This window comes from Apolloniradiicaulis salifontis, assembly GCF_053756655.1.
In genome coordinates, this window is record NZ_CM132387.1 from 2,138,990 (window position 1) to 2,157,768 (window position 18,779).

An 18,779-nucleotide genomic window follows, 5' to 3' on the forward strand; every position below is an offset into this window, starting at 1 on the left:
TCAGGTCTCCGAAACAGTTTCGATCAAATCGGCGAGGCGGTCATGGGCGTCGGGTTTTCCCAGCGCCCGCGTGGCTTCGGCGCGCTTCTGCAAAGCTTCGCCGTCGCTCAGCAGTCTTGCAAGATGCTCACACAGGCGCTCCGGCGTCAGGTCGCGCTCGGCCACGCTCTCCGCGGCGCCCTCTCGCATCAGCGCGTGGGCGTTGGCGGTCTGGTGATCATCCATGGCGATGGCCAGCGGCACGAAGATGGCCGGACGCCCCGTGGCGGCGATCTCGCTCACCGAGCTGGCGCCGGCGCGCGAGATCACGAGATGGGCGTCGGCGTAAAGCGCGCCCATGTCTTCAAAGAAGGGCGAAAGCGTCGCCTCGACGCCCGCCGCCTCATAGGTGGCGCGTACCTGATCGATATCCTCTTCGCGGGCCTGCTGGGTGATTTTGAGGCGGGCGCGCAGATCCTCAGGCAGCTTTGCGATCGCAGCCGGCACGACGGTGGACAGGATGCGCGCGCCCAGACTGCCGCCCAGCACCAGAAGCCGGATCTCACCGCTGGGCGCCGGCGCCAGGTATGGCGCCGCGCAGGCGCTGAGGATCGAGGCGCGCACCGGATTGCCGGTGACGATATGCAGGGCGCGCGGGCTCACCCGGTCCAGGCGCTCGAAACCCGACGCCACCGCCGCCGCGCCGCGCGCGAACACCCGGTTCACCCGGCCCAGCACCGCGTTCTGCTCGTGAATGACGAAGGGAATGCCGGCAAGGCGCGCCGCAGCCAGGGCCGGAAACGCGGGATAGCCGCCGAACCCGGCCACCACGTCGGGCTTGAACTCGTCCATGAGCTTGCGAGACTGGCCCAGGCCTGTTCCCAGCTTGATCAACGCGCCCGGCAGTTTCACCGGGTTCTTCCCGAATGGGCTGGAGGCCTCGATCACCTTCACCGGCGCGCCGGGAAAGCCGGCGGCGTGGCGCGCGCCGCGCGCATCTGTCACCAGCTGCACCTGCCATCCGCGGGCGATCAGGGCGTCAGCGGCGGCGCGCGCGGGAAACATATGCCCGCCGGTGCCTCCGGCGGCGATCAGCAAGCGCTTGGCCATGGTGGATCCTTCAGGCGGCGGCGGGGCGGGCCAGAGCGGTGTAGGCGCCCGGGCGGCGCCGGGTCAGCGCCAGCAGCAATCCTGCTGAGAACGCAAGAGCCATCATGGATGATCCGCCATAGGAGATGAAGGGCAGCGTCATGCCCGTCGGCGGGGCGATATCAAGATTCACCGCGATGTTCACCAGCGCCTGAAGCCCGAACAAGAGGGCGAGGCCCGCCGTGGCCATCTGCTGGAAGGGATCGGAGAGGCGCATGGCCAGCATCCAGGCGCGCGCGAACAGAAGCGCATATAGCCCGATAATCGCCAGCGAGGCGATGAGGCCGAATTCCTCGGCGGCCACCGAGAACACGAAGTCGGTGTTGGCCTCGGGCAGGATGTGCTTGATCTCGCCCTCGCCCGGCCCGGCGCCCCACACGCCGCCGCGCGCAATGGCGTCGATGGCGATGTCTGTCTGGGTGCGGGCGGCTTCGTTGGTGGGCGTCACAAAATCGATCAGGCGGTGGCGGATGTGGGGAAAGACCGCAATGGCGGCGCCGGCGCCGGCGGCGCCGATCCCGGCCAGCGCCGTGGTGTGCCGCCACGACAGCCCGCTCGCCCACAGCATCGCTCCGAACACCAGCGAGGTGAGCACGGTCTGTCCAAAATCGGGCTGCTTCATCATGAGGCCCGCGGCGATCACATAGAGGCCGAGGGCGATAAGGCGTCCGGGCGCCGGCGCGCCGCGACCCTCCTCGGCGAACAGCCAGGCGATGAACACCACGAAGGCCGGCTTGAAGATCTCGCTGGGCTGGATGGAGAAGCCTGCGACCCGGATCCAGCGCGTCGCGCCGTTCACTTCATGGCCGACGACCACCACCGCCATCAGCAAGACCAGGCTCGCCGCGAGCGCCAGGCCTGCCATGCGCCGCACCCCCGTTGGCGAGAGCGCCGCAGTGACTGCGATCACCAGGAGCGACAACACGGAAAACACGAGCTGCTTCTTCAGATAATGCCAGGGGTCCACGGCGCTGGACACCGCAGGGCTCGCCGCGAAAGACAGGACGATTCCGATCACCATCAAAAGGATCAGGATCACCAGGATCGGACGGTCGATCCCGCTCCAGAGGCTGGCGCGGCGGGCGGGACGGCTCATGCGGCGTCTCCTTTGAGCGCTCGAGACAACAGCGCGTTCGCCGCCGCTTCGAAGCTTTGCGAGCTTTCGCCTGAAACGCTTCCCGGAGCGTAAACGAGCGTGCAGCCGCCCGCCCGCTGTTTGAGTGCGTCAGGCTTCAAGGCGTCATGGGCGGCGTGGGCGATGGCGGCGGCCAGGGTGCGGTGGACCGTGCACGGGACCGATTTTTTCAGCGCGCGGGCGGCGCGTCCCCGGTCGGTGACCAGGTGGACCGCGCGCACTACGCCGCCCGCCTCGGCCAGAAGATCGCCGGCGTGGGCGTCCAGCGCCGGGCCCGCGACCCAGACCGAGGGCGCGGATGAGGACAGCACGTCCACGGCGCCGGCCGGGGTGCGCGCCGCGCTCCAGTCCACAAGGCTTACGGGGCCGAAATCCAGCACGCGGCGGCCAAAGCCCGGCGCGCCTGGCCAGTCCTTGAGCGCGCGCGCGGCGGCTTCGGCGCCGACGCCCAGACGGCGCGCCAGGGCGTAGCCGGCGGCGACAGCCTCCCTTGGTGCGAACGCCGCCACGGCGCCGGCCCGGACCGCTTTGGACCCAAGCGCGTCGAACACCGCCCCGCCCGATATATAGACGCCGCCGCCCAGCACGTGCCGGCCGGAAATCGCGGCGGTGTGGGCGCCGCGCCGATTGGCGATCAGGCGCGCGCAGGGGCGCGCCTCCGCAGACGCGATCAGCGCATGCCCGGCCCCGTCGGCCAGGCGTTCAAGGGTGTCGGACAGCGAGCCCCGACCTGTTTCGGGGCTGGCTCCAGCCCCGGCTCCGGCTCCGGCTCCGGGCGAGAGGGCGACGAAGGCGTCCGCCTGCACGACGCCCGGCAGGGTGGACAGTTCGTCGCTGGTCAGGGCGCCGATCACCCAGCCGCCGGCGGGCGCCTGGCCGGGGGCGAGAAGGTCATGGGCGCCAAGGCCCGCCGCATCCATGAGATGGAGCGCAAGATCAGCCGCGGCCTGGGCGTGGCGGCCGGTGATGAGGGCGAGTTTGACGTCCGGCTCGCGCGCCGCAGCGTCGGCCAGCAGGCCGCGGGCGGCCAGCACCGGAGCGCCCACGGCGCGCGCAAGATCAATCAGGCGCGGCGGCTCGTCCGTGGTGAGATGGCCCGCGTCCTCGATGATGAAGGCGGCCAGATCCCCCCAGTCGCGTTCGGTGGGGTCCTCCACCGTCAGCCCGCCGGCATGGGCGCCCAGGCGCGCCGGCCCGTCCGCGTCCCAGACGCGGACATCCGCGCCGCCGGCGGCAAGCGCGCGCGCCGCAGCCAGGCCGGGACCTTTCAGGCCCAGCACCGCGACGCGTCGGTCCGCGAAACCCCGGACCGGGACCATGGCGCATCTCCTTTTAGCGCAGCTTCAACGTCGACAGCCCGATCAGGGCGAGCACGAAGGCGATGATCCAGAAGCGGATCACGATGGTGGGCTCGGCCCAGCCCTGCTTTTCAAAGTGGTGGTGGATCGGCGCCATCTTGAAGACGCGCTTGCCGAACACCTTGAACGAGAAGACCTGGACGAAGACCGACACCGCCTCCAGCACGAACAGGCCGCCGATGATCACAAGCACGATCTCGTGCTTGACGGCGACCGCCATCGTCCCGATCGCACCGCCCAGAGAGAGCGAGCCGGTGTCGCCCATGAAGACCATGGCGGGCGGCGCGTTGAACCAGAGAAAGCCCAGCCCCGAGCCGATGATGGCGCCGCAGATGACCGCGAGCTCGCCGGTGCCGGGGGTGAAGTTCAAAAACAGATAGTCGGCGTAAACCGAGGAGCCGACGAAATAGGCGATGAAGCCGAACGAGCCCGCCGCAATCATCACCGGCACGATGGCCAGACCGTCCAGCCCGTCGGTGAGGTTGACCGCGTTCGACGCGCCCACGATCACCACCATGCCGAACAGGTAGAAGCCGAAGGAGAGCGGGATCAAGACATCCTTGAAGAAGGGCACCGCCACCGAAGTCGCGAAATTGTCCGGCGTGCCCGGCGCGCCGTCCAAGAGCTGCACCATCCAGATCACAGCCACGAAGGAAAGCGCGAACTGCAGGATCAGCTTGCCCTTGCCCGACAGCCCCTTGTGGGACTTCTCGCGGACCTTGCGCCAGTCGTCGATGAAGCCGATCCCGCCAAAGCCGGCGGTGACGAAGAGCACGACCCACAGATAGGGATTGGCCAGATCGCCCCACAGCAGAACGGACGCCAGAATCGAAACCAGGATGATGAATCCGCCCATGGTCGGCGTGCCGGCCTTGGTGAGGATATGACCCTCAGGACCGTCATCGCGGATCGGCTGGGACCCCTGTTTTCGAAGCCAGCCGATGAAGGGCTTGCCGATGATCAGCGCGATGACGAAGGCCGTCATCAGCGCAGCGCCGGTGCGAAATGTCAGATAGTTCAGCACGTTGAGGAGCTGAAACTGGTCGGCATAGGGTGACAGGAAAAGATAAAGCATGAAAGGTCCGGCTCCGGGTTCAAACGGTCTCGCGACCCTGTTTCAATGAGGCGGCGATTCTGTGAACGCCCGAAGCATTCGATCCCTTGATTAACACCACGTCGCCGTCCCGGCTGCGCGCGTTCAGCAGCGCCAGACCGGTCTCTGCATCCTTGCAGGCGGCCACTTCCAGATCATCGCCAAGCGCCTCGGCCAGCGGCGCTGCGCCGGCCCCTACCGTGACCACAAGCTCGGCGCCGGCGTCTTTCAGAGGACCGGCGAGATCGGCGTGCATCCGGGCGGATTTCGGCCCCAGCTCCAGCATCTCCCCGATCACCGCCACGCGGCGTCCGGTCCCGCGCGGGGGCCGCGCTCTCAGCGCCCCGAAAGCGGCGATCATGGAGGCGGGATTGGCGTTGTAGCTGTCGTCGATCACCGTGAGCATGCGCGCGTCCAGGCGGGTGTTGAACACCGCGCCGCGCCCGTCCGCCGGCTCCAGCGACGCCAGCACGTCCAGCGCCATCTCCGGGTCCACTCCGGCGGCGAAGGCGGCGGCGACGATCCCGGCGGCGTTCACCGGCTGATGGGCGCCGGGAAGCTTCAAGCGAAAGGAGAATTTGCGTCCGATGACGTCCATCTCTCCCACCCCGCCGTCGGGGCCTTCTTCATAGGAGAGGACGCGCACCGCGGCGTTCTTCGCGCGGCCGAACTCCAGCAGGAAGCCGGCGCCCGATTGCTCCACCGCCTTGATCAGACGCGGCGCGAACTCGTCATCGGCCGGGATCACCGCAACGCCGTCGGGTACAAGGCTTTCGAAGATCTCCGCCTTGGCGTCGGAGATGGCCTCCATGGAGCCCAGATTTTCAAGGTGGGCCGGGGCGATCTTGGTGATCATCGCGATATGGGGCCGCACCATGGAGACCAGATCGCGGATCTCGCCGGCATGGTTCATGCCCATCTCGAACACCGCGCGCTCGGTGTCTTCCGGCATGCGCGCCAGGGTCAGCGGCACGCCCCAGTGATTGTTGTAGCTCTTCTCGCTCCAGTGGGCCTTCCCGGCCGCGCGAAACACTGCGGCGAGCGCTTCCTTCACGCTGGTCTTGCCCACCGAGCCGGTGACGCCGACGCGGCAGGCGTCGCTGCGCTCGCGCGACGCCTCGCCCAGCGTTCGAAGGCTCGCCAGCACGTCGTCCACGACGAGCTTCGGCCCGTCGGCGCAATCAGGCTTTGACACCAGGATCGCCGCCGCGCCCTTGTTAAGCGCGGCTTGAGCAAAATCATGCCCGTCGCGCGAATCGGTCAGCGCCACGAACAGATCGCCCGGCGTCAAGCTGCGCGTATCGATGGAGACTCCGGTCGCCGTCCAGCCCTCGCCGCCCTCAAGGCGGCCGCTGACGGCGGACGCGGCCGCTTTAGCGGTCCAGAGAGGGGGCTTCGCGGTCATGGACCCACCTCTGCAAGATGGCTGCGGACGATCTCTGCTTCGTTGAACGGCAAGACCTTGTCGCCGACGATCTGGCCGGTCTCATGGCCCTTGCCGGAAATCAGCAGGGTGTCGCCGGCCTTCAGGGTCTGAATCGCGGTCTTGATGGCCTGCGACCGGTCGGCGATCTCCTCGGCGTCCGGGCAGCCCTCCATGACCTGGCTGCGGATCGCCGCCGGGTCTTCAGAGCGCGGATTGTCGTCGGTGACGAAGACGATGTCGGCGAGCCTTGCCGCGACGGCCCCCATCCTGGCGCGCTTGGACGGATCGCGGTCGCCGCCTGCGCCCACCACCAGGACGATGCGCCCCTGCGTATGGGGCCGCGCGGCGCGCAGCAGCTTGTCCAGCCCGTCGGGCGTATGGGCGTAGTCGATGAGGATCGGCGCGCCGGCTTTGGACTTGCCCACTTCTTCAAGGCGCCCGGCGACGCCGGTGAGGCGGGCCAGCGCCTCAAAGGCGTTCGCCGGCTCCACTCCGGTGACGATCGCCAGCGCGGCGGCGGTGAGCGCGTTGGCGGTTTGGAATTCGCCGATCAGCGGCAGCTCCACCTCGAACTCGTCGCCGCGCCAGGTGAAGCGCAGCGTCTGGCTTGCCGGGTGAGGCACGATCTCGGTGATCGCCAGATCGCGCCCGCGCCAGCCGATGGTGACGACATCGAGCCCGGCGCCCTTCGCGCCCTCAAGCATTTTGGCCGACCAGTCGGAATCCATATTGATCACCGCCGGCGCCCCTTCGGCGGTCACGCGGGTGAACAGGCCCAGCTTGGCCCTGAAATAATCCTCGAAGTCAGGGTGATAATCGAGGTGATCCTGGGTGAGATTGGTGAAGGCGGAGGCCGTCACCTTCGCCCCGTCCATGCGCTTTTGCTTCAGGCCGTGGCTGGAGGCCTCCATGGCAAGATGGGTCACGCCTTCAGCGCTCAGCGCGTCAATGGAGCGGTGCAGCGCGATGGCGTCGGGCGTGGTGTAGCCCACATCGGTGCGGCCCGACGCTCGGGTGACGCCGAGCGTTCCTAGCGCGGCGGCCTTGATCCCGGCCATGGCCCAGATCTGGCGCAGGAACTCCACCGTGGAGCTCTTGCCGTTGGTGCCGGTGACCGCCGCGATGACAGCCGGCTGGCCTGGATAAAACTTCGCCGCCATGGCCGACAGGGCCCCGGGGACGTCCTCGGCTTCGATCACCGGAACGCCCGCGCTGGCGCCCGGCGGCGCCAGCACGGCCACCGCGCCGCGCTCCACGGCGGCGTCGATGAATTTTCGCCCGTCGGTCTTCACCCCGGGCAGCGCGGCGAACAGCTCGCCGGGCGCCACCTTGCGGCTGTCCAGCGCCAGCCCGGTGATCGCAAGATCACCGGCGCCGTCCGGCGCGCGCATGTAAGGCGTGAGCAGATCTTTCAGCGGCGTGGTCATTGCGTGGCGTCCAGCGAGGCGCTTTGGAGCGGAACAGGAACCGGCTCTTCAGCCGGCACCACTGCGGGCGCCCTTGGCAGAAACATGTCGCGAACCAGATCGGCGCGCGCCAAGGGGTCGGCGTCACGGCGGTGAATGTCAAGAACGCCTGCAAGGTCGGTCAGGATCGCGCCGGCGGTGGGCATCGCCGTCCATCCTGCCGTGGCGAAGCCGTGGGTCGCCTCGGTGGGCTGGGGCCGGTCCAGCGTCACGGTCAGCACATATTGGGGATCGTCAAAGGGAAACACCGCCACGAAGGTGTTGAAGCGGTTGCCCTCCACATAGCTGCCGTTCACGACGCGCTCGGCGGTGCCGGTCTTGCCCGCCACGGCGAGGCCTGGAATATCCGCAGAGCCGGTCTGGGAGCGCACGATGTTCTCGCGCATCACCCCCAGCACCTGTGCGGCGATGGCCGGCGTGGTCACCGCCTCGCCCGCGACAGTCTCTCCCGGCGCCACAGGGCGCAGGGTGGGCGGGGTGTAGACGCCGCCATTGGCCAGCGCCGCGTAGGCGGCGGTGAGCGCCAGCGGGCTGACCTGCAGGCCGTGGCCATAGGCCGCCGTCATGGTCTGCACCCGGCCCCAGCGCTCGGGCAATCTTGGAGCCGCGGTCTCGGAAAGCTCGATGGGCGCAGCCTCGAACAGGCGCAGATCGCGGTAGAAGTCCGACAGGACCGGGCCGGTGATCTGGTCGGCCATGCGCGCCGCCGCGATATTGGATGAGAACAGGATCATCTCGCGCGCAGTCAGCACGCGGTTCTCGCCGCGATAATCGCGGATGGTGAAGCGTCCGATGCGCACCGGCTCGCCGGCGTCGAACGTGTCGTCAAGGGTCACCGTCCCGGCGTTGAGCCCGGCGGCCAGCGCCAGCGGCTTGAACACCGAGCCCAGCTCGTAAACGCCCCTGCTGGCCTGATTGAACAGGGGATCGATTTCGCCCTGCCGCGACCCGGCGGCCTCCTGATAGAGATTGGGATCGAAGTCAGGCAGCGAGGCCATGGCCAGAATTTCACCGGTGCCCACGCGCATCAGGACCGCCGAGGCGCCCTCGGCGCGGTAATAGGCCATGCGCTCGCGCAGAACGCTCTCCACCCGGTGCTGGGCGATCACGTCGATGGAAAGCGACACCCGCCCGTTGGGTTCGGTGAGCTCAGCGTCGAAGGCGAGCTCCGCGCCGGCCAGTCCCTGCAGATCACGCCCGGCATACCCGATGACATGGGCGGCTGCGCGCTGCTTGGGATAGATCCGCGTCGGCGTGGCGCGCGTGTACACGCCCGCCTGACCGGCCAGCAGAATGGCGCGCCGCGTGGCGGGGGAGATGTTGCGGGCGATCTCCACATAATGGGTGTTCGCCTGCAGCCGGCGCTCGAGGCGCTCGGTATCAAGATCGGGCAGGATCGCGCCCATCTGCGCGACCACTTCATCGGCGTCCCAGATCATGTAGGGATCGGCGTAGACGGTGTAGGTCTCGATGGTGGCCGCCAGAATTTCGCCGTTGCGGTCATAGATGCGGCCACGCGTCACCGGTTCGGCGGCGACGAAAGGACCCGCGCCCTCGCGCGTCTCGCTGAAGGCCGCCACGTCCACCGCCCGCACCGAGGTAATGACGAACCCGGCGGCGAGCACCAGACCCACCACGCGCAAGCGGCGCTGGGTCCGGCCCGGCGGCGTCACGGGGGTGGAGAGCTTCAGGCTGCGCGTCATCTGCGCAGGAGCGCCCTCGCCCGCAGCCGGCGAAGCCGGCGCGGCGGGCTCGGCCCGGCGCGAAATCGTGACCTTGCGAAGGAGGCGGCGCAAAAGCTTCATCGGCTCAGCGCTCCTGGCCGGGATAGCCCGCCCGCACCGCCCTCACCGGGTCTTCGGTCTGCGGGGCGCCGTCGCGGGGCGCGCGCGGCAAATCGGCCAGCGACCATTCCTGCTCCGGGCGCAGCGGCTCGAAGCCCAAATAAAGCCTTGCAAGGCGGCGCAGATTCTCCGGGTCTTCCTGCAGCGCCACTTCGGCCTGAAGATGGCCGATGCGGGCGCGCTCGCGGCCGATCTCGGCCTGTAGCTCGGCCAGGCGCTGCTGATCGCTGGCGGCGCCGGATTTGGCCAGATAGAGCGCGGCCAGCAGCGCGGCGGCGACGCAGGCGGCGATGAATTCAACGATGCGGATCATGGGGCGATCTCCACAAGGCGCTGATAGGAGGGCGCGCCGGGATAGGCGCTTTCCGGTTCGGGGAAGGCGGGCTCGTTCGTACGCACTGCGGCGCGCAGCTTGGCCGAGCGCGAGCGCGGATTTTCGCGCGCTTCGGCGTCGGAGGCGGCTTCAGCTTTCTTTGAGAGCAGCGAAAAGCTCGGCGCGTGCTCGGCCAGGACTTCGGGCTGGTGGCGTGATCCGCCGGGAACGAGCCCAGCGCGCTCGCGCAGGAAATTCTTCACGATCCGGTCTTCCAGCGAATGGAAGGTGACCACCACCAGCCGGCCCGCCGGCTTCAGGCGGCGCTCGGCGGCGGCCAGGGCCCTCATGAGCTCGCCCAGCTCGTCGTTGACGTAGATGCGCAGGCCCTGAAAGGCGCGCGTGGCCGGATGGATGCGGCCCGGCTTGCCGCCCACGGCCCTGGCGATGATTTCGGCCAGGCGCAGCGTGTCGGTGATCGGCTCCACCTCACGCTCGCGCACGATGGCTTGAGCGACGCGGCGCGCCTGGCGCTCCTCGCCATAGACCCGGAAGATCGCGGTCAGATCGCGTAAGTCCAGCCCGTTCACCGCATCCGCGGCGCTGGGACCCGACCGGCTCATGCGCATGTCCAGAGGTCCGGCCTTCTGGAACGAAAAGCCGCGCTCGGCCTGGTCGATCTGCATGGAGGAGACGCCCAGATCGAACACGATCCCGTCGGCGCCGGAGCTTTCCGCCTCCTCCATCACCGTGTCGAAGATGGAGAACGGCCCGAAGGCGAAGGCGAGCCGGCCGTCATAGGCGGGCTTCATCGCTTCGGCGATGGCTCGCGATTCAGGATCGCGGTCGACTCCCAGGACCCGGCACCGCGCCGCCTCCAGTATCGCGCGCGTATAGCCGCCCGCTCCGAAGGTGCAGTCGATATAGAGCCCGCCGTCGCGCGGCTCGAGCGCGCGCAGCACCGGATCCAGCATGACGGGGACATGGCTCATGAGTCCAGCTCCCGCTTGCGGCGCGTCGTGCGCAGGGCGCCCTTGTTGTCGCGGGCGAATTTCAGCGCGTGGGAGGCGCGGTCCTCATGGGCCTGCGGATCCCAGATCTCGAAGCGTTTGCCCATGCCGATGAAAAGGGCGGTCTTGGACAGGCCGGCGTGATCGAGGAAGGGGCGGGGCAGCGAGACCCGGCCCGTGGAATCAAACATCAGCGCCTTGGCGCCGCCGAAGATCACCCGCTCGAAAGACGTGCGCGCATCATCATAGGGGTCCATCTCCTCGATGGCGTCGGCGTAGGTTTCCAGAAGCCGCGATCCGCCGCCCTCCAGGAAATCGCCGTTGAAGGAGGGCCAGACATAGATCCCCGAGAACCCCTCAGCGGTCACCGTCGCGCGAAATTCGGCCGGGACCGAAACCCGCCCTTTCGCATCGATGCCGTTGGTGGTGGTGGAGACGAACATGGCGGCCAGCTTTTCCCCAAATCCGGCTCGCACCCCGCAAACCAGTTAACTATGGGATAACATGGGCCAGCGTGGGAAACAATGCCTTCACCCTCCACATTGCCGGGTTTTTCTGTGTGAATAAAGTCCAGATGATCGGATTTTCGCGTTAACGAATAGAACAGAGAAAGAACTCGAGACGGGCGTCCCAAGAAATCCCATTGAGTTGGGCGCCCCGCCGCCTCGGCGGCAACGCTGCCGCAAGGGCGACCGCCCGCCCGCAGCGAGCGGGGCTCGCCCCCGCGCAGCGAGGACCGACCGAGCAGAGCGAGGGAGGACCAGAAAAGAAGCGTCAGGCGGCCTGTAAGCCGGGTTCTGTACGGGGCGGACCCCGCGGCGACCATTCATCTGGGACGGCGCTTGCGCGCCGCCTCGTGCGACCTACCCGGATGCGAACGCGAAGGCGCGCCTGACGGACGAACCGCCTTTGCATCCCTATTCGGTCTTGCTCCGGGCGGGGCTTGCCGTGCCCCCTTCCTTGCGGTCGGGGCGGTGGGCTCTTACCCCACCGTTTCATCCTTGCCGGGGCCCGCAAGCGAGCAATCCCGGCGGTTTGTTTTCTGCGGCGCTATCCCTGAACCGGTAAACCGGCCCGCCGGGCTTTCCCCGGCGCCCTGCCTTCATGGAGCCCGGACTTTCCTCTCCTGCGGCCTTTCGGCGCTTGCAGGAGCGGCCGCCCAGCCGCCTGACGCGCCTTCACTCGCTCCGAACCCGGCCCCGGTCAAGCCTTCAGCGCGTCAGCCTGGCGACCGCGTCGATGAGGGTGGCGGTTTCGCCGTCGATCAGCCCGTCCACCTGGGCGGGGCGGAAGCGGCGCTGGAAGGCGGCGACGACCGCGCGGGTGCGCGGCGTGTACTCGCCCCGGCCCGGCTCGCCATAGCCGATGGCGCGAAGCGCCGCCTGCAGGTGCGCAAGCGTGTCGCCGGAGCCGCGGCCCGGCCCGTGGCGCACGGTGCGGTCGCCGGTGACGCCTGTTGGCCAGACGCCGACGCCCTCGCCCGCCAGAACGCGCCAGGGAAATCGCTCGCCGGGATCCAGCTTGCGCTCCGGCGCCAGATCGCTGTGGCCGATGACGCCGGACGGCGCGATGGCGTGGCGCGCCAGGATCGCCTTCGACAGCGCGACGACCGCCGAAATCTGCGCATCGGGAAAGGCCGGGAGGCCGTAGCAATGGCCGCCATTGACGATCTCAATCCCGATGGAAGCCGAGTTAACATCGCCCTCGCCGCGCCAGTCCCCGGCCCCGGCGTGCCAGGCCCGCCGGTCTTCGGCCACCAGCCGGCTCACCGCGCCGTCTTCGGCCACCACGTAATGGGCGCTGACCCCCGCGTCCGGATCGCACAGGCGCACAATCGCGGACTCAGCGTCGTCCATGCCGGTATAGTGCAGCACCAGCAGGGAAACCGCGCGCTTGCGCTCATTGAAATTGGGAGAGGGCCGCTCGGTGATCTGCATCAGCGCGGCTTTCCGAGGACATCCGCCGGAGACGCGGTGCGCGAGCGGCGGGCCGCCACAACGCCCACGCCCGCCAGCGCCAGAAGCCCGCCGAGCACCAGCTGCCAGGTCACCGGATCCCCCAGCAGCACGACGCCGCAGATCACCCCGATCAGGGGCGCCATGAGCGTCATGGGCGCGATCAGCGAGGCGTCGTAGCGGCGCAGGAGGAAATAGAAGCTGCCATGGCCGAACACGTTCACCAGCACCACGGTGAAGATCAACGTCCAGAAGAACGTCCAGCCCCCCGCAAACGACTGGGCGATCTGATCCTGCTCCAGCAAGAGCGAGCAAAGGAGCAGAGGCGGCCAGCTGATCAGCCCGATCCAGGCCTGCAGCGACAGGGCCGGCACGGCGGTGCGCTTGACGAAGATCGCGCCGGCCGCCGCTGCCAGAGCCGCGCCGACGCCGGCGAACAGGCCGATGGTGAAGGAGAATTCGGCCGGCTTTAGAACCACCAGCGCGGCGCCGGCGAAGGCGATGCCCATGCCGATCCCCCTCACCCACCCCACCCGCTCGGACAGGAACAGGATGGAGAGCACGGTGGTGAACGGCACAGAGAGCTGAACCACGATGGCGATGGCGGACGGGGTGGCGTAGCGCAAGCCGATGAAAAGGAGCGCAAACTGCACCGCGCCCATGGTGAGCGCGGCCCCGATCACCGGGCCCATCTGCTTTGGGATCGGGCGCAGGAAGGGCGCCAGGATCGCGTAGAGCAGGAGAAAGCGCAGGAAGGCGAAAAAGAGAGGCGGCGCGCCTGTGAAGCCGGGGACAATCTCCGGCGTTCCAGACAACGACCATTTCGCAATGACGAAATTGACGCCCCAGATCAGGCAGATGACGAAAAGAAGGGCGAAATGTCTAAGACTCATCAGACGGCTCTAACCCGCAAAGGGCCCAGCTTACAAGCGCTGGAGGCCGAAGCGGCGCTTATGCGCCGCGAGCCTGATCGCCGTCCACGGTCCACCCCTGCGGCCCCCGGCGCGCGACCAGAATGGTCGGTCCGTCCTGATCCTTGCGGCCGCGAACCTTGCGATAGAGCCAGTAAGCCGAAGCGCCCAACGCCGCGACCCCGGCGGCCACGAGGGCGGCCATGGTGAGGAAGGCGGCGAGCACGAAGACAAGACCCACCAGAGCAACAGCGATCACACCGGCGAGGACGGCGCGCACGCCGTTCATAACTGCGACATTTGAAAAGGCCTGGTGTTGCGTCATGGCGCTCTCCTGAAAAATTCCGGCTTCTTAGCCCCGGCCATACTCATAGTTGGGTGCGGCGCGCTTCGGGTCAATGGGCGCGCGCCTCAAACAACGTTACCATTGTTCAACCTTCACCAAGCAAGCCCTGTTCCAGCCCGCGCGCAGCCCCTTCGCCCGTCGTAGAAGCAAAGCTGCGCAAGGCCCCGGCCCGGCGACGCTTCAAACCGCCTCCACAGCCCTTCGCCGCGTCATGATTTCGCGATAGGCGCCGTTGATGGCGGCCATCTTTTCGTCGGCGATTTTCTGCATCTCGGCCGGGGCGCCGCGCGCGATCAAGCGGTCTGGATGGTTCTGCGCGGCGGCCCTGCGGTAAGCGCGCTTGATCTCGTCCTCGCTGGCGGTGGGTGAAACGCCAAGCAGCACAAAGGGATCGCCCTCCTCCGCGCCGAGATGAGCCACCTTGATGCGCTCGTATTCCAGCGCCGCGAAGCCGAAAATGCCGGCCACGCGCGACAAATAGTCCTCCTCGTCGGACGTGACGCGTCCATCGGCCTTGGCGATGTGGAACAACCCGTCGAGCACGTCCTCTAGCACAGCCGGGTGATGGCGGAATTTCTTCGCCAGGCGTCTGGCGTAGCCGTCAAAGCCCAGCGTGGTCTGTTTGGCCAGATCAAATGCGCGCTGCAGCGGCTTCTCAAAGCCGGGCGGCGCGCGGAAGACCTGGGCGAAGGCGGCGACCTCGTCGGTGGTGACTTCGCCGTCGGCCTTGGCCATTTTCGCGCCGAGCCCGATCAGCGCCATGGCGTAATCGGCGTCGTCCACCCGCCGGCCTGGCGGGCAGTCCTCGTCTTCGCTGTCGAACGGATCGCGCGGCCCCATGATGAGGTCTGCGAGTCTTCGCCAGAAGCTCATGGTCGAGTCTCACGCGCCAAACCGGACCCGTCTTGGTCCTGTGCTCAGACTCCCGCCGCCTCACTGCCGCGTCAAGGCGATGAGTCGCCGCACGAGCATTCGCGAACACGGCCCGGCGCTTGAAGCGGCGCCGCCATCTGTGCTGCATAGCGCGTACCGCCCGGATAAGGAGCCGCCCGTGACCGACACCGCGACCGCCAAGACCGATTTCGAGTTCTGGATTGATCGCGGCGGCACGTTCACCGACATCATCGGGCGCGCACCGGACGGCGCCCTCAACGCGCTGAAACTCCTGTCCAATTCCGACGCCTATAAAGACGCCGCCACCGAAGGCGTGCGCCGCGTGCTGGGCCTTGAAGCCGGCGCGCCGATTCCCGACGGCGCCCTGACGGCGGTGAAGATGGGCACCACCGTGGCCACCAATGCGCTTTTGGAGCTCGACGGCGCCAGGACGCTGTTTCTCACCACAACCGGCTTTGGCGACATTCTGCAGATCGGCGATCAAACGCGCCCGGACATCTTTGCGCTGGCCATCGAACGCGCCGCGCCCCTGGCCCGCAGCGTCGAGATCGACGGACGCATGGCCTTTGACGGCGCTGAAATCGAGCCGCTGAACGAGACGCGCGCGCGCGCCGCGCTTGAGAAAGCCCGGGCCGAAGGGTTTGAGAGCGTCGCGATCGCGCTTCTCAATTCTCACGTGAACGACGCCCATGAGCGCCGCCTGGGCGAACTGGCGCACGAGGCGGGGTTTGAGCATGTGACCCTGTCCAGCGAGGCCAGCCCGCTGATCAAGCTGGTCCCGCGCGCCTCCACCGCGGTGATCGACGCCTATCTGCAGCCGGTACTGCGCGATTATGTGGGCCGGGTGGACCGGGGGCTGGCCGGCGCGCCGCTGTATTTCATGCAGTCGGGCGGCGGCCTTGCCCACGCCAGCCGCTTCAATGCGCGCAACGCGGTCCTGTCCGGCCCGGCCGGCGGCGTGGTGGGCATGGCCATCACTGCGGGAAAGGCCGGCTTTGACGCGGTGATCGGCTTTGACATGGGCGGCACCTCCACCGACGTGTCGCGCTTTGACGGCGAAAGCTATGCGCGCACCGACATGGCGCGCCTGGACGGCCGCATTCTGCGCGCGCCCATGCTCAGCGTGCATACGGTGGCGGCCGGCGGCGGCTCTGTCCTGGCCTTTGACGGCGAACGCGCGCGCGTCGGCCCGAAAAGCGCCGGCGCCGATCCCGGCCCCGCCTGTTACGGGCGCGGCGGACCGCCCGCGGTGACCGACGCCAATGTCGTGCTGGGCCGCATTCAGGCCGAATGGTTTCCAAGCGTTTTCGGGCCGGATCATGACGGGCCGCTGGACGCCGAAGCGTCGCGCAAAGCCCTGTCTTCGCTGGCGACCGACATGGGTCTGGACAGCGCCGAGGCCGCCGCCGAGGGCTTTCTGGCGGTGGCCGTCGAGGCCATGGCCGACGCCATCAAGCAGATCTCCACCGCGCAAGGGGTGGATCCGCGCGCCTATGCGCTCAACGCCTTTGGCGGCGCGGGCGGGCAGCACGCCTGCAAGGTGGCCGAGGCGCTGGGTATGACCACCGCCCTGATCCACCCCCAGGCGGGCCTTCTGTCGGCCTACGGCATCGGCCTGGCGCCGATCCGCGACGCGCGAGAGCTCGGCCTTGAGATCGCCTTTGACGACGCAGGGCTCGCCCGCGCGGCGCGCGCGCTTGAGACGCTGGAGGCCGAGGCCTCGGGTAGCGTCGAGCGCCAGGGCGGCGCCCGCCTGCGCACGGCGCGCGAGATCCGCCTGCGCGCAGACGGCTCTGACACCGCGATCCCGGTCGCGTGGGGCGAGGAGGCGGAGATCCGCGCGCGCTTCGCCGACGCCCATGCCCGCCTGTTCGGATTCGCGCCGGAGAGCGGCGGGCTGATCATCGACAGCGTCGCCGCCGAAGCCGAGGGCGAGCCGGCCGGCGCCGGCGGTGCTGAAGACACGCTGGCGGCCCACGACGGAGACGTGAAACCAGCCGGCGAGGCGCAGCTGTGGACCGGGCGCGGGTTTGAGCCTGCGCCAGTCTTCACCCTGCCGGAGCTGGGCGCCGGCGCGCGGATCGACGGTCCGGCCCTGATCATGGACGCCAACCAGACCATCGTGGTGGACTCCGGCTGGCGCGCGGAGCGCGGCGCCACCGGCATGCTGGTCCTCATCCGCAGCGAAGCCGCCACGAGCGCCGGTGCCTCCAGCGCGGCGCTGGACCCGATCACGCTGGAGCTGTTCAACCGGCGCTTCATGAGCGTAGCAGAGCAGATGGGCGTGGTGCTGGAACGCACCGCCCACTCGGTCAACATCAAGGAGCGGCTGGATTTTTCCTGCGCCGTCTTCGACACCGCCGGCGATCTTGTCGCCAATGCGCCGCATATGCCGGTGCATCTGGGGTCCATGTCGGCCAGCGTGAAAGCGGCGCTGGAGGCCCACCCGGATCTTGGACCCGGCGACGCGGTGGCGCTTAACGCACCCTATAACGGCGGCACGCACCTGCCCGACGTCACGGTGATCCAGCCGGTGTGCGCAGACGACGGCGAGCGGCTTTTCTTCGTTGCTGCGCGGGGTCACCACGCCGATATCGGCGGGATCGCGCCGGGCTCCATGCCGCCGTTTTCAAAGACCATCGACGAAGAAGGAGTGGTGTTCGACGCGGTGAGGATTCTCACTGGCGGACGCTTCCAGACCGACGCGGTCCGGCGAGTGCTCGCCAGCGGCGCCCATCCGGCGCGGCGGCCCGACCAGAACATCGCCGACCTCAAGGCTCAGCTCGCCGCCTGCGCGCGCGGCGCCCGCGATCTCCACGCCATGCTGGAGAGCGAGGGGCTGGACGTGGTGCGCGCCTATATGGGCCATGTGCAAGCCAACGCCGAAGCGGCGGTCCGCCGAGTGATCGGCGCGCTGCACGACGGCGAGGCGGAGATGAAGCTGGACGATCGAGCGGTGATCCGCGTGAAGATCAGCGTGGACCAGGCGGCGCGCACCGCCTGCATCGACTTCACCGGCACCAGCGCCCAGCTCGGCGATAATTTCAACGCCCCCAGCGCCGTGGCGCGGGCCGCCGTGCTGTATGTGCTGCGCTGCCTGGTGGATGACGCCATTCCCCTCAATGAAGGCTGCCTGAAGCCCATCGATCTGATCATCCCGCCCGGCTCCATGCTGGATCCCCGCCCACCCGGCGCGGTGGTGGCGGGCAATGTGGAGACCAGCCAGCTTGTGGTGGACGCCCTGTTCGCCGCCACGGGCCGCATGGCTGCCGCCCAAGGGACGATGAACAATTTCACCTTCGGCGATGCGACCCGCCAGTATTACGAGACGATATGCGGCGGCGCCGGGGCGGGCGAGCGCCTGGACGGGCGCGGCTTTGACGGCGCCAGCGCGGTGCACACCCACATGACGAACTCGCGCCTCACCGATCCTGAAGTGCTGGAGCTGCGCTATCCGGTGCGTATCCTGGAGCATAAGGTGCGCCACGGGTCAGGCGGGGCCGGCGCGTTTTGCGGCGGCGACGGCTCGGTGCGCCGCATCGAGTTTCTGGAACCCATGGAGGCCGCGCTTTTGTCCGGGCGCCGCCGGATCGCACCGCCGGGCCTCAACGGCGGCGCGGACGGTGCGCCTGGCCGTCAGCGCGTGGTGCGCGCGAACGGAAAGGCCGAACCGCTGGAGGCGCGTTTCAGACTCGATCTGCAACCGGGCGACCGCATCGAGATTGAAACCCCCGGCGGCGGCGGCTTCGGGACAGGCCGGACGACTTGACGCTCACGCCGCGCCCTCCCGAGACTTGATCCTGAACGTGTTTATTGAGTAAATGCATTCAGCATAGACTTATTCGTTTTATTACTCGCCGAGTTTGAACCAAAGCTGAACAGGCTCGGTCGGGATGGAAA

At 68.3% G+C, this 18,779-nt stretch carries 15 protein-coding genes and 1 other RNA gene; 1 reads left to right on the forward strand and 15 read right to left on the reverse strand.

Annotated elements, in window-relative coordinates; translation table 11 throughout:
* The 15 genes from murG to ACWCOP_RS10430 form a co-directional block, all read right to left on the reverse strand.
* Nucleotides 1–1,089, reverse strand: coding sequence for an undecaprenyldiphospho-muramoylpentapeptide beta-N-acetylglucosaminyltransferase (gene murG / locus ACWCOP_RS10360; protein ID WP_478248208.1), 1,089 nt, complete (start codon nt 1,087–1,089; stop codon nt 1–3).
* Between the two features lie 10 nt (nt 1,090–1,099).
* Entirely contained in the window at nt 1,100–2,224 is a 1,125-nt protein-coding gene (locus tag ACWCOP_RS10365; RefSeq protein WP_478248209.1) for an FtsW/RodA/SpoVE family cell cycle protein, read from the reverse strand.
* Entirely contained in the window at nt 2,221–3,582 is a 1,362-nt protein-coding gene (locus tag ACWCOP_RS10370; protein ID WP_478248210.1) for a hypothetical protein, read from the reverse strand. The genes ACWCOP_RS10365 and ACWCOP_RS10370 overlap by 4 nt, the downstream gene beginning before the upstream one ends.
* A gap of 13 nt (nt 3,583–3,595) precedes the next feature.
* Nucleotides 3,596–4,696 (reverse strand): phospho-N-acetylmuramoyl-pentapeptide-transferase, encoded by a 1,101-nt coding sequence (gene mraY / locus ACWCOP_RS10375; RefSeq protein ID WP_478248211.1) that lies wholly within the window; start codon nt 4,694–4,696, stop codon nt 3,596–3,598.
* Between the two features lie 19 nt (nt 4,697–4,715).
* A complete protein-coding gene (locus tag ACWCOP_RS10380) occupies nt 4,716–6,119 on the reverse strand; it encodes a UDP-N-acetylmuramoyl-tripeptide--D-alanyl-D-alanine ligase (protein ID WP_478248212.1) in 1,404 nt (467 codons plus the stop codon).
* Entirely contained in the window at nt 6,116–7,567 is a 1,452-nt protein-coding gene (locus ACWCOP_RS10385) for a UDP-N-acetylmuramoyl-L-alanyl-D-glutamate--2,6-diaminopimelate ligase (RefSeq protein WP_478248213.1), read from the reverse strand. Before ACWCOP_RS10385 ends, ACWCOP_RS10380 begins: the two co-directional genes overlap by 4 nt.
* Nucleotides 7,564–9,411, reverse strand: a complete 1,848-nt coding sequence (locus ACWCOP_RS10390; protein ID WP_478248214.1) for a peptidoglycan D,D-transpeptidase FtsI family protein — start codon at nt 9,409–9,411, stop codon at nt 7,564–7,566. Before ACWCOP_RS10390 ends, ACWCOP_RS10385 begins: the two co-directional genes overlap by 4 nt.
* A gap of 4 nt (nt 9,412–9,415) precedes the next feature.
* The gene (ftsL, locus tag ACWCOP_RS10395) at nt 9,416–9,763 is read right to left on the reverse strand and encodes a cell division protein FtsL (RefSeq protein WP_478248215.1); all 348 of its coding nucleotides are present in this window, start codon (nt 9,761–9,763) and stop codon (nt 9,416–9,418) included.
* Nucleotides 9,760–10,755 (reverse strand): 16S rRNA (cytosine(1402)-N(4))-methyltransferase RsmH, encoded by a 996-nt coding sequence (rsmH, locus tag ACWCOP_RS10400; protein WP_478248216.1) that lies wholly within the window; start codon nt 10,753–10,755, stop codon nt 9,760–9,762. The genes ftsL and rsmH overlap by 4 nt, the downstream gene beginning before the upstream one ends.
* Nucleotides 10,752–11,249 carry a division/cell wall cluster transcriptional repressor MraZ gene (locus ACWCOP_RS10405; protein WP_478248217.1) on the reverse strand — a complete coding sequence of 166 codons (498 nt, stop codon included), beginning with the start codon at nt 11,247–11,249 and terminating at the stop codon, nt 10,752–10,754. Before ACWCOP_RS10405 ends, rsmH begins: the two co-directional genes overlap by 4 nt.
* A gap of 294 nt (nt 11,250–11,543) precedes the next feature.
* An RNA gene (gene rnpB, locus ACWCOP_RS10410) (RNase P RNA component class A) lies at nt 11,544–11,944 on the reverse strand.
* A 40-nt stretch (nt 11,945–11,984) separates the two neighbouring features.
* Nucleotides 11,985–12,710 (reverse strand): N-acetylmuramoyl-L-alanine amidase, encoded by a 726-nt coding sequence (locus tag ACWCOP_RS10415; protein ID WP_478248218.1) that lies wholly within the window; start codon nt 12,708–12,710, stop codon nt 11,985–11,987.
* On the reverse strand, nt 12,710–13,621 hold the full coding sequence (locus ACWCOP_RS10420) for a DMT family transporter (protein WP_478248219.1): 912 nt from the start codon (nt 13,619–13,621) through the stop codon (nt 12,710–12,712). Before ACWCOP_RS10420 ends, ACWCOP_RS10415 begins: the two co-directional genes overlap by 1 nt.
* A 58-nt stretch (nt 13,622–13,679) precedes the next feature.
* Nucleotides 13,680–13,964, reverse strand: a complete 285-nt coding sequence (locus tag ACWCOP_RS10425; protein WP_478248220.1) for a hypothetical protein — start codon at nt 13,962–13,964, stop codon at nt 13,680–13,682.
* 201 nt (nt 13,965–14,165) lie between these two features.
* Nucleotides 14,166–14,858, reverse strand: coding sequence for a TerB family tellurite resistance protein (locus ACWCOP_RS10430; protein WP_478248221.1), 693 nt, complete (start codon nt 14,856–14,858; stop codon nt 14,166–14,168).
* Between the two features lie 178 nt (nt 14,859–15,036).
* Between ACWCOP_RS10430 and ACWCOP_RS10435 the strand changes: the two genes are divergently transcribed.
* The gene (locus ACWCOP_RS10435; protein WP_478248222.1) at nt 15,037–18,648 is read left to right on the forward strand and encodes a hydantoinase B/oxoprolinase family protein; all 3,612 of its coding nucleotides are present in this window, start codon (nt 15,037–15,039) and stop codon (nt 18,646–18,648) included.
* Nucleotides 18,649–18,779: the final 131 nt, after the last annotated feature.

What these genes read in the sequence shown, in the direction of transcription:
- ACWCOP_RS10365 (WP_478248209.1), bottom strand. Translation starts at nt 2,224, where the DNA reads ATGAGCCGTCCCGCCCGCCGCGCCAGCCTCTGGAGCGGGATCGACCGT.
- ftsL (WP_478248215.1), bottom strand. Translation starts at nt 9,763, where the DNA reads ATGATCCGCATCGTTGAATTCATCGCCGCCTGCGTCGCCGCCGCGCTG.
- ACWCOP_RS10390 (WP_478248214.1), bottom strand. Translation starts at nt 9,411, where the DNA reads ATGAAGCTTTTGCGCCGCCTCCTTCGCAAGGTCACGATTTCGCGCCGG.
- ACWCOP_RS10380 (WP_478248212.1), bottom strand. Translation starts at nt 6,119, where the DNA reads ATGACCGCGAAGCCCCCTCTCTGGACCGCTAAAGCGGCCGCGTCCGCC.
- ACWCOP_RS10370 (WP_478248210.1), bottom strand. Translation starts at nt 3,582, where the DNA reads ATGGTCCCGGTCCGGGGTTTCGCGGACCGACGCGTCGCGGTGCTGGGC.
- ACWCOP_RS10415 (WP_478248218.1), bottom strand. Translation starts at nt 12,710, where the DNA reads ATGCAGATCACCGAGCGGCCCTCTCCCAATTTCAATGAGCGCAAGCGC.
- ACWCOP_RS10425 (WP_478248220.1), bottom strand. Translation starts at nt 13,964, where the DNA reads ATGACGCAACACCAGGCCTTTTCAAATGTCGCAGTTATGAACGGCGTG.
- murG (WP_478248208.1), bottom strand. Translation starts at nt 1,089, where the DNA reads ATGGCCAAGCGCTTGCTGATCGCCGCCGGAGGCACCGGCGGGCATATG.
- mraY (WP_478248211.1), bottom strand. Translation starts at nt 4,696, where the DNA reads ATGCTTTATCTTTTCCTGTCACCCTATGCCGACCAGTTTCAGCTCCTC.
- ACWCOP_RS10430 (WP_478248221.1), bottom strand. Translation starts at nt 14,858, where the DNA reads ATGAGCTTCTGGCGAAGACTCGCAGACCTCATCATGGGGCCGCGCGAT.
- ACWCOP_RS10420 (WP_478248219.1), bottom strand. Translation starts at nt 13,621, where the DNA reads ATGAGTCTTAGACATTTCGCCCTTCTTTTCGTCATCTGCCTGATCTGG.
- ACWCOP_RS10385 (WP_478248213.1), bottom strand. Translation starts at nt 7,567, where the DNA reads ATGACCACGCCGCTGAAAGATCTGCTCACGCCTTACATGCGCGCGCCG.
- rsmH (WP_478248216.1), bottom strand. Translation starts at nt 10,755, where the DNA reads ATGAGCCATGTCCCCGTCATGCTGGATCCGGTGCTGCGCGCGCTCGAG.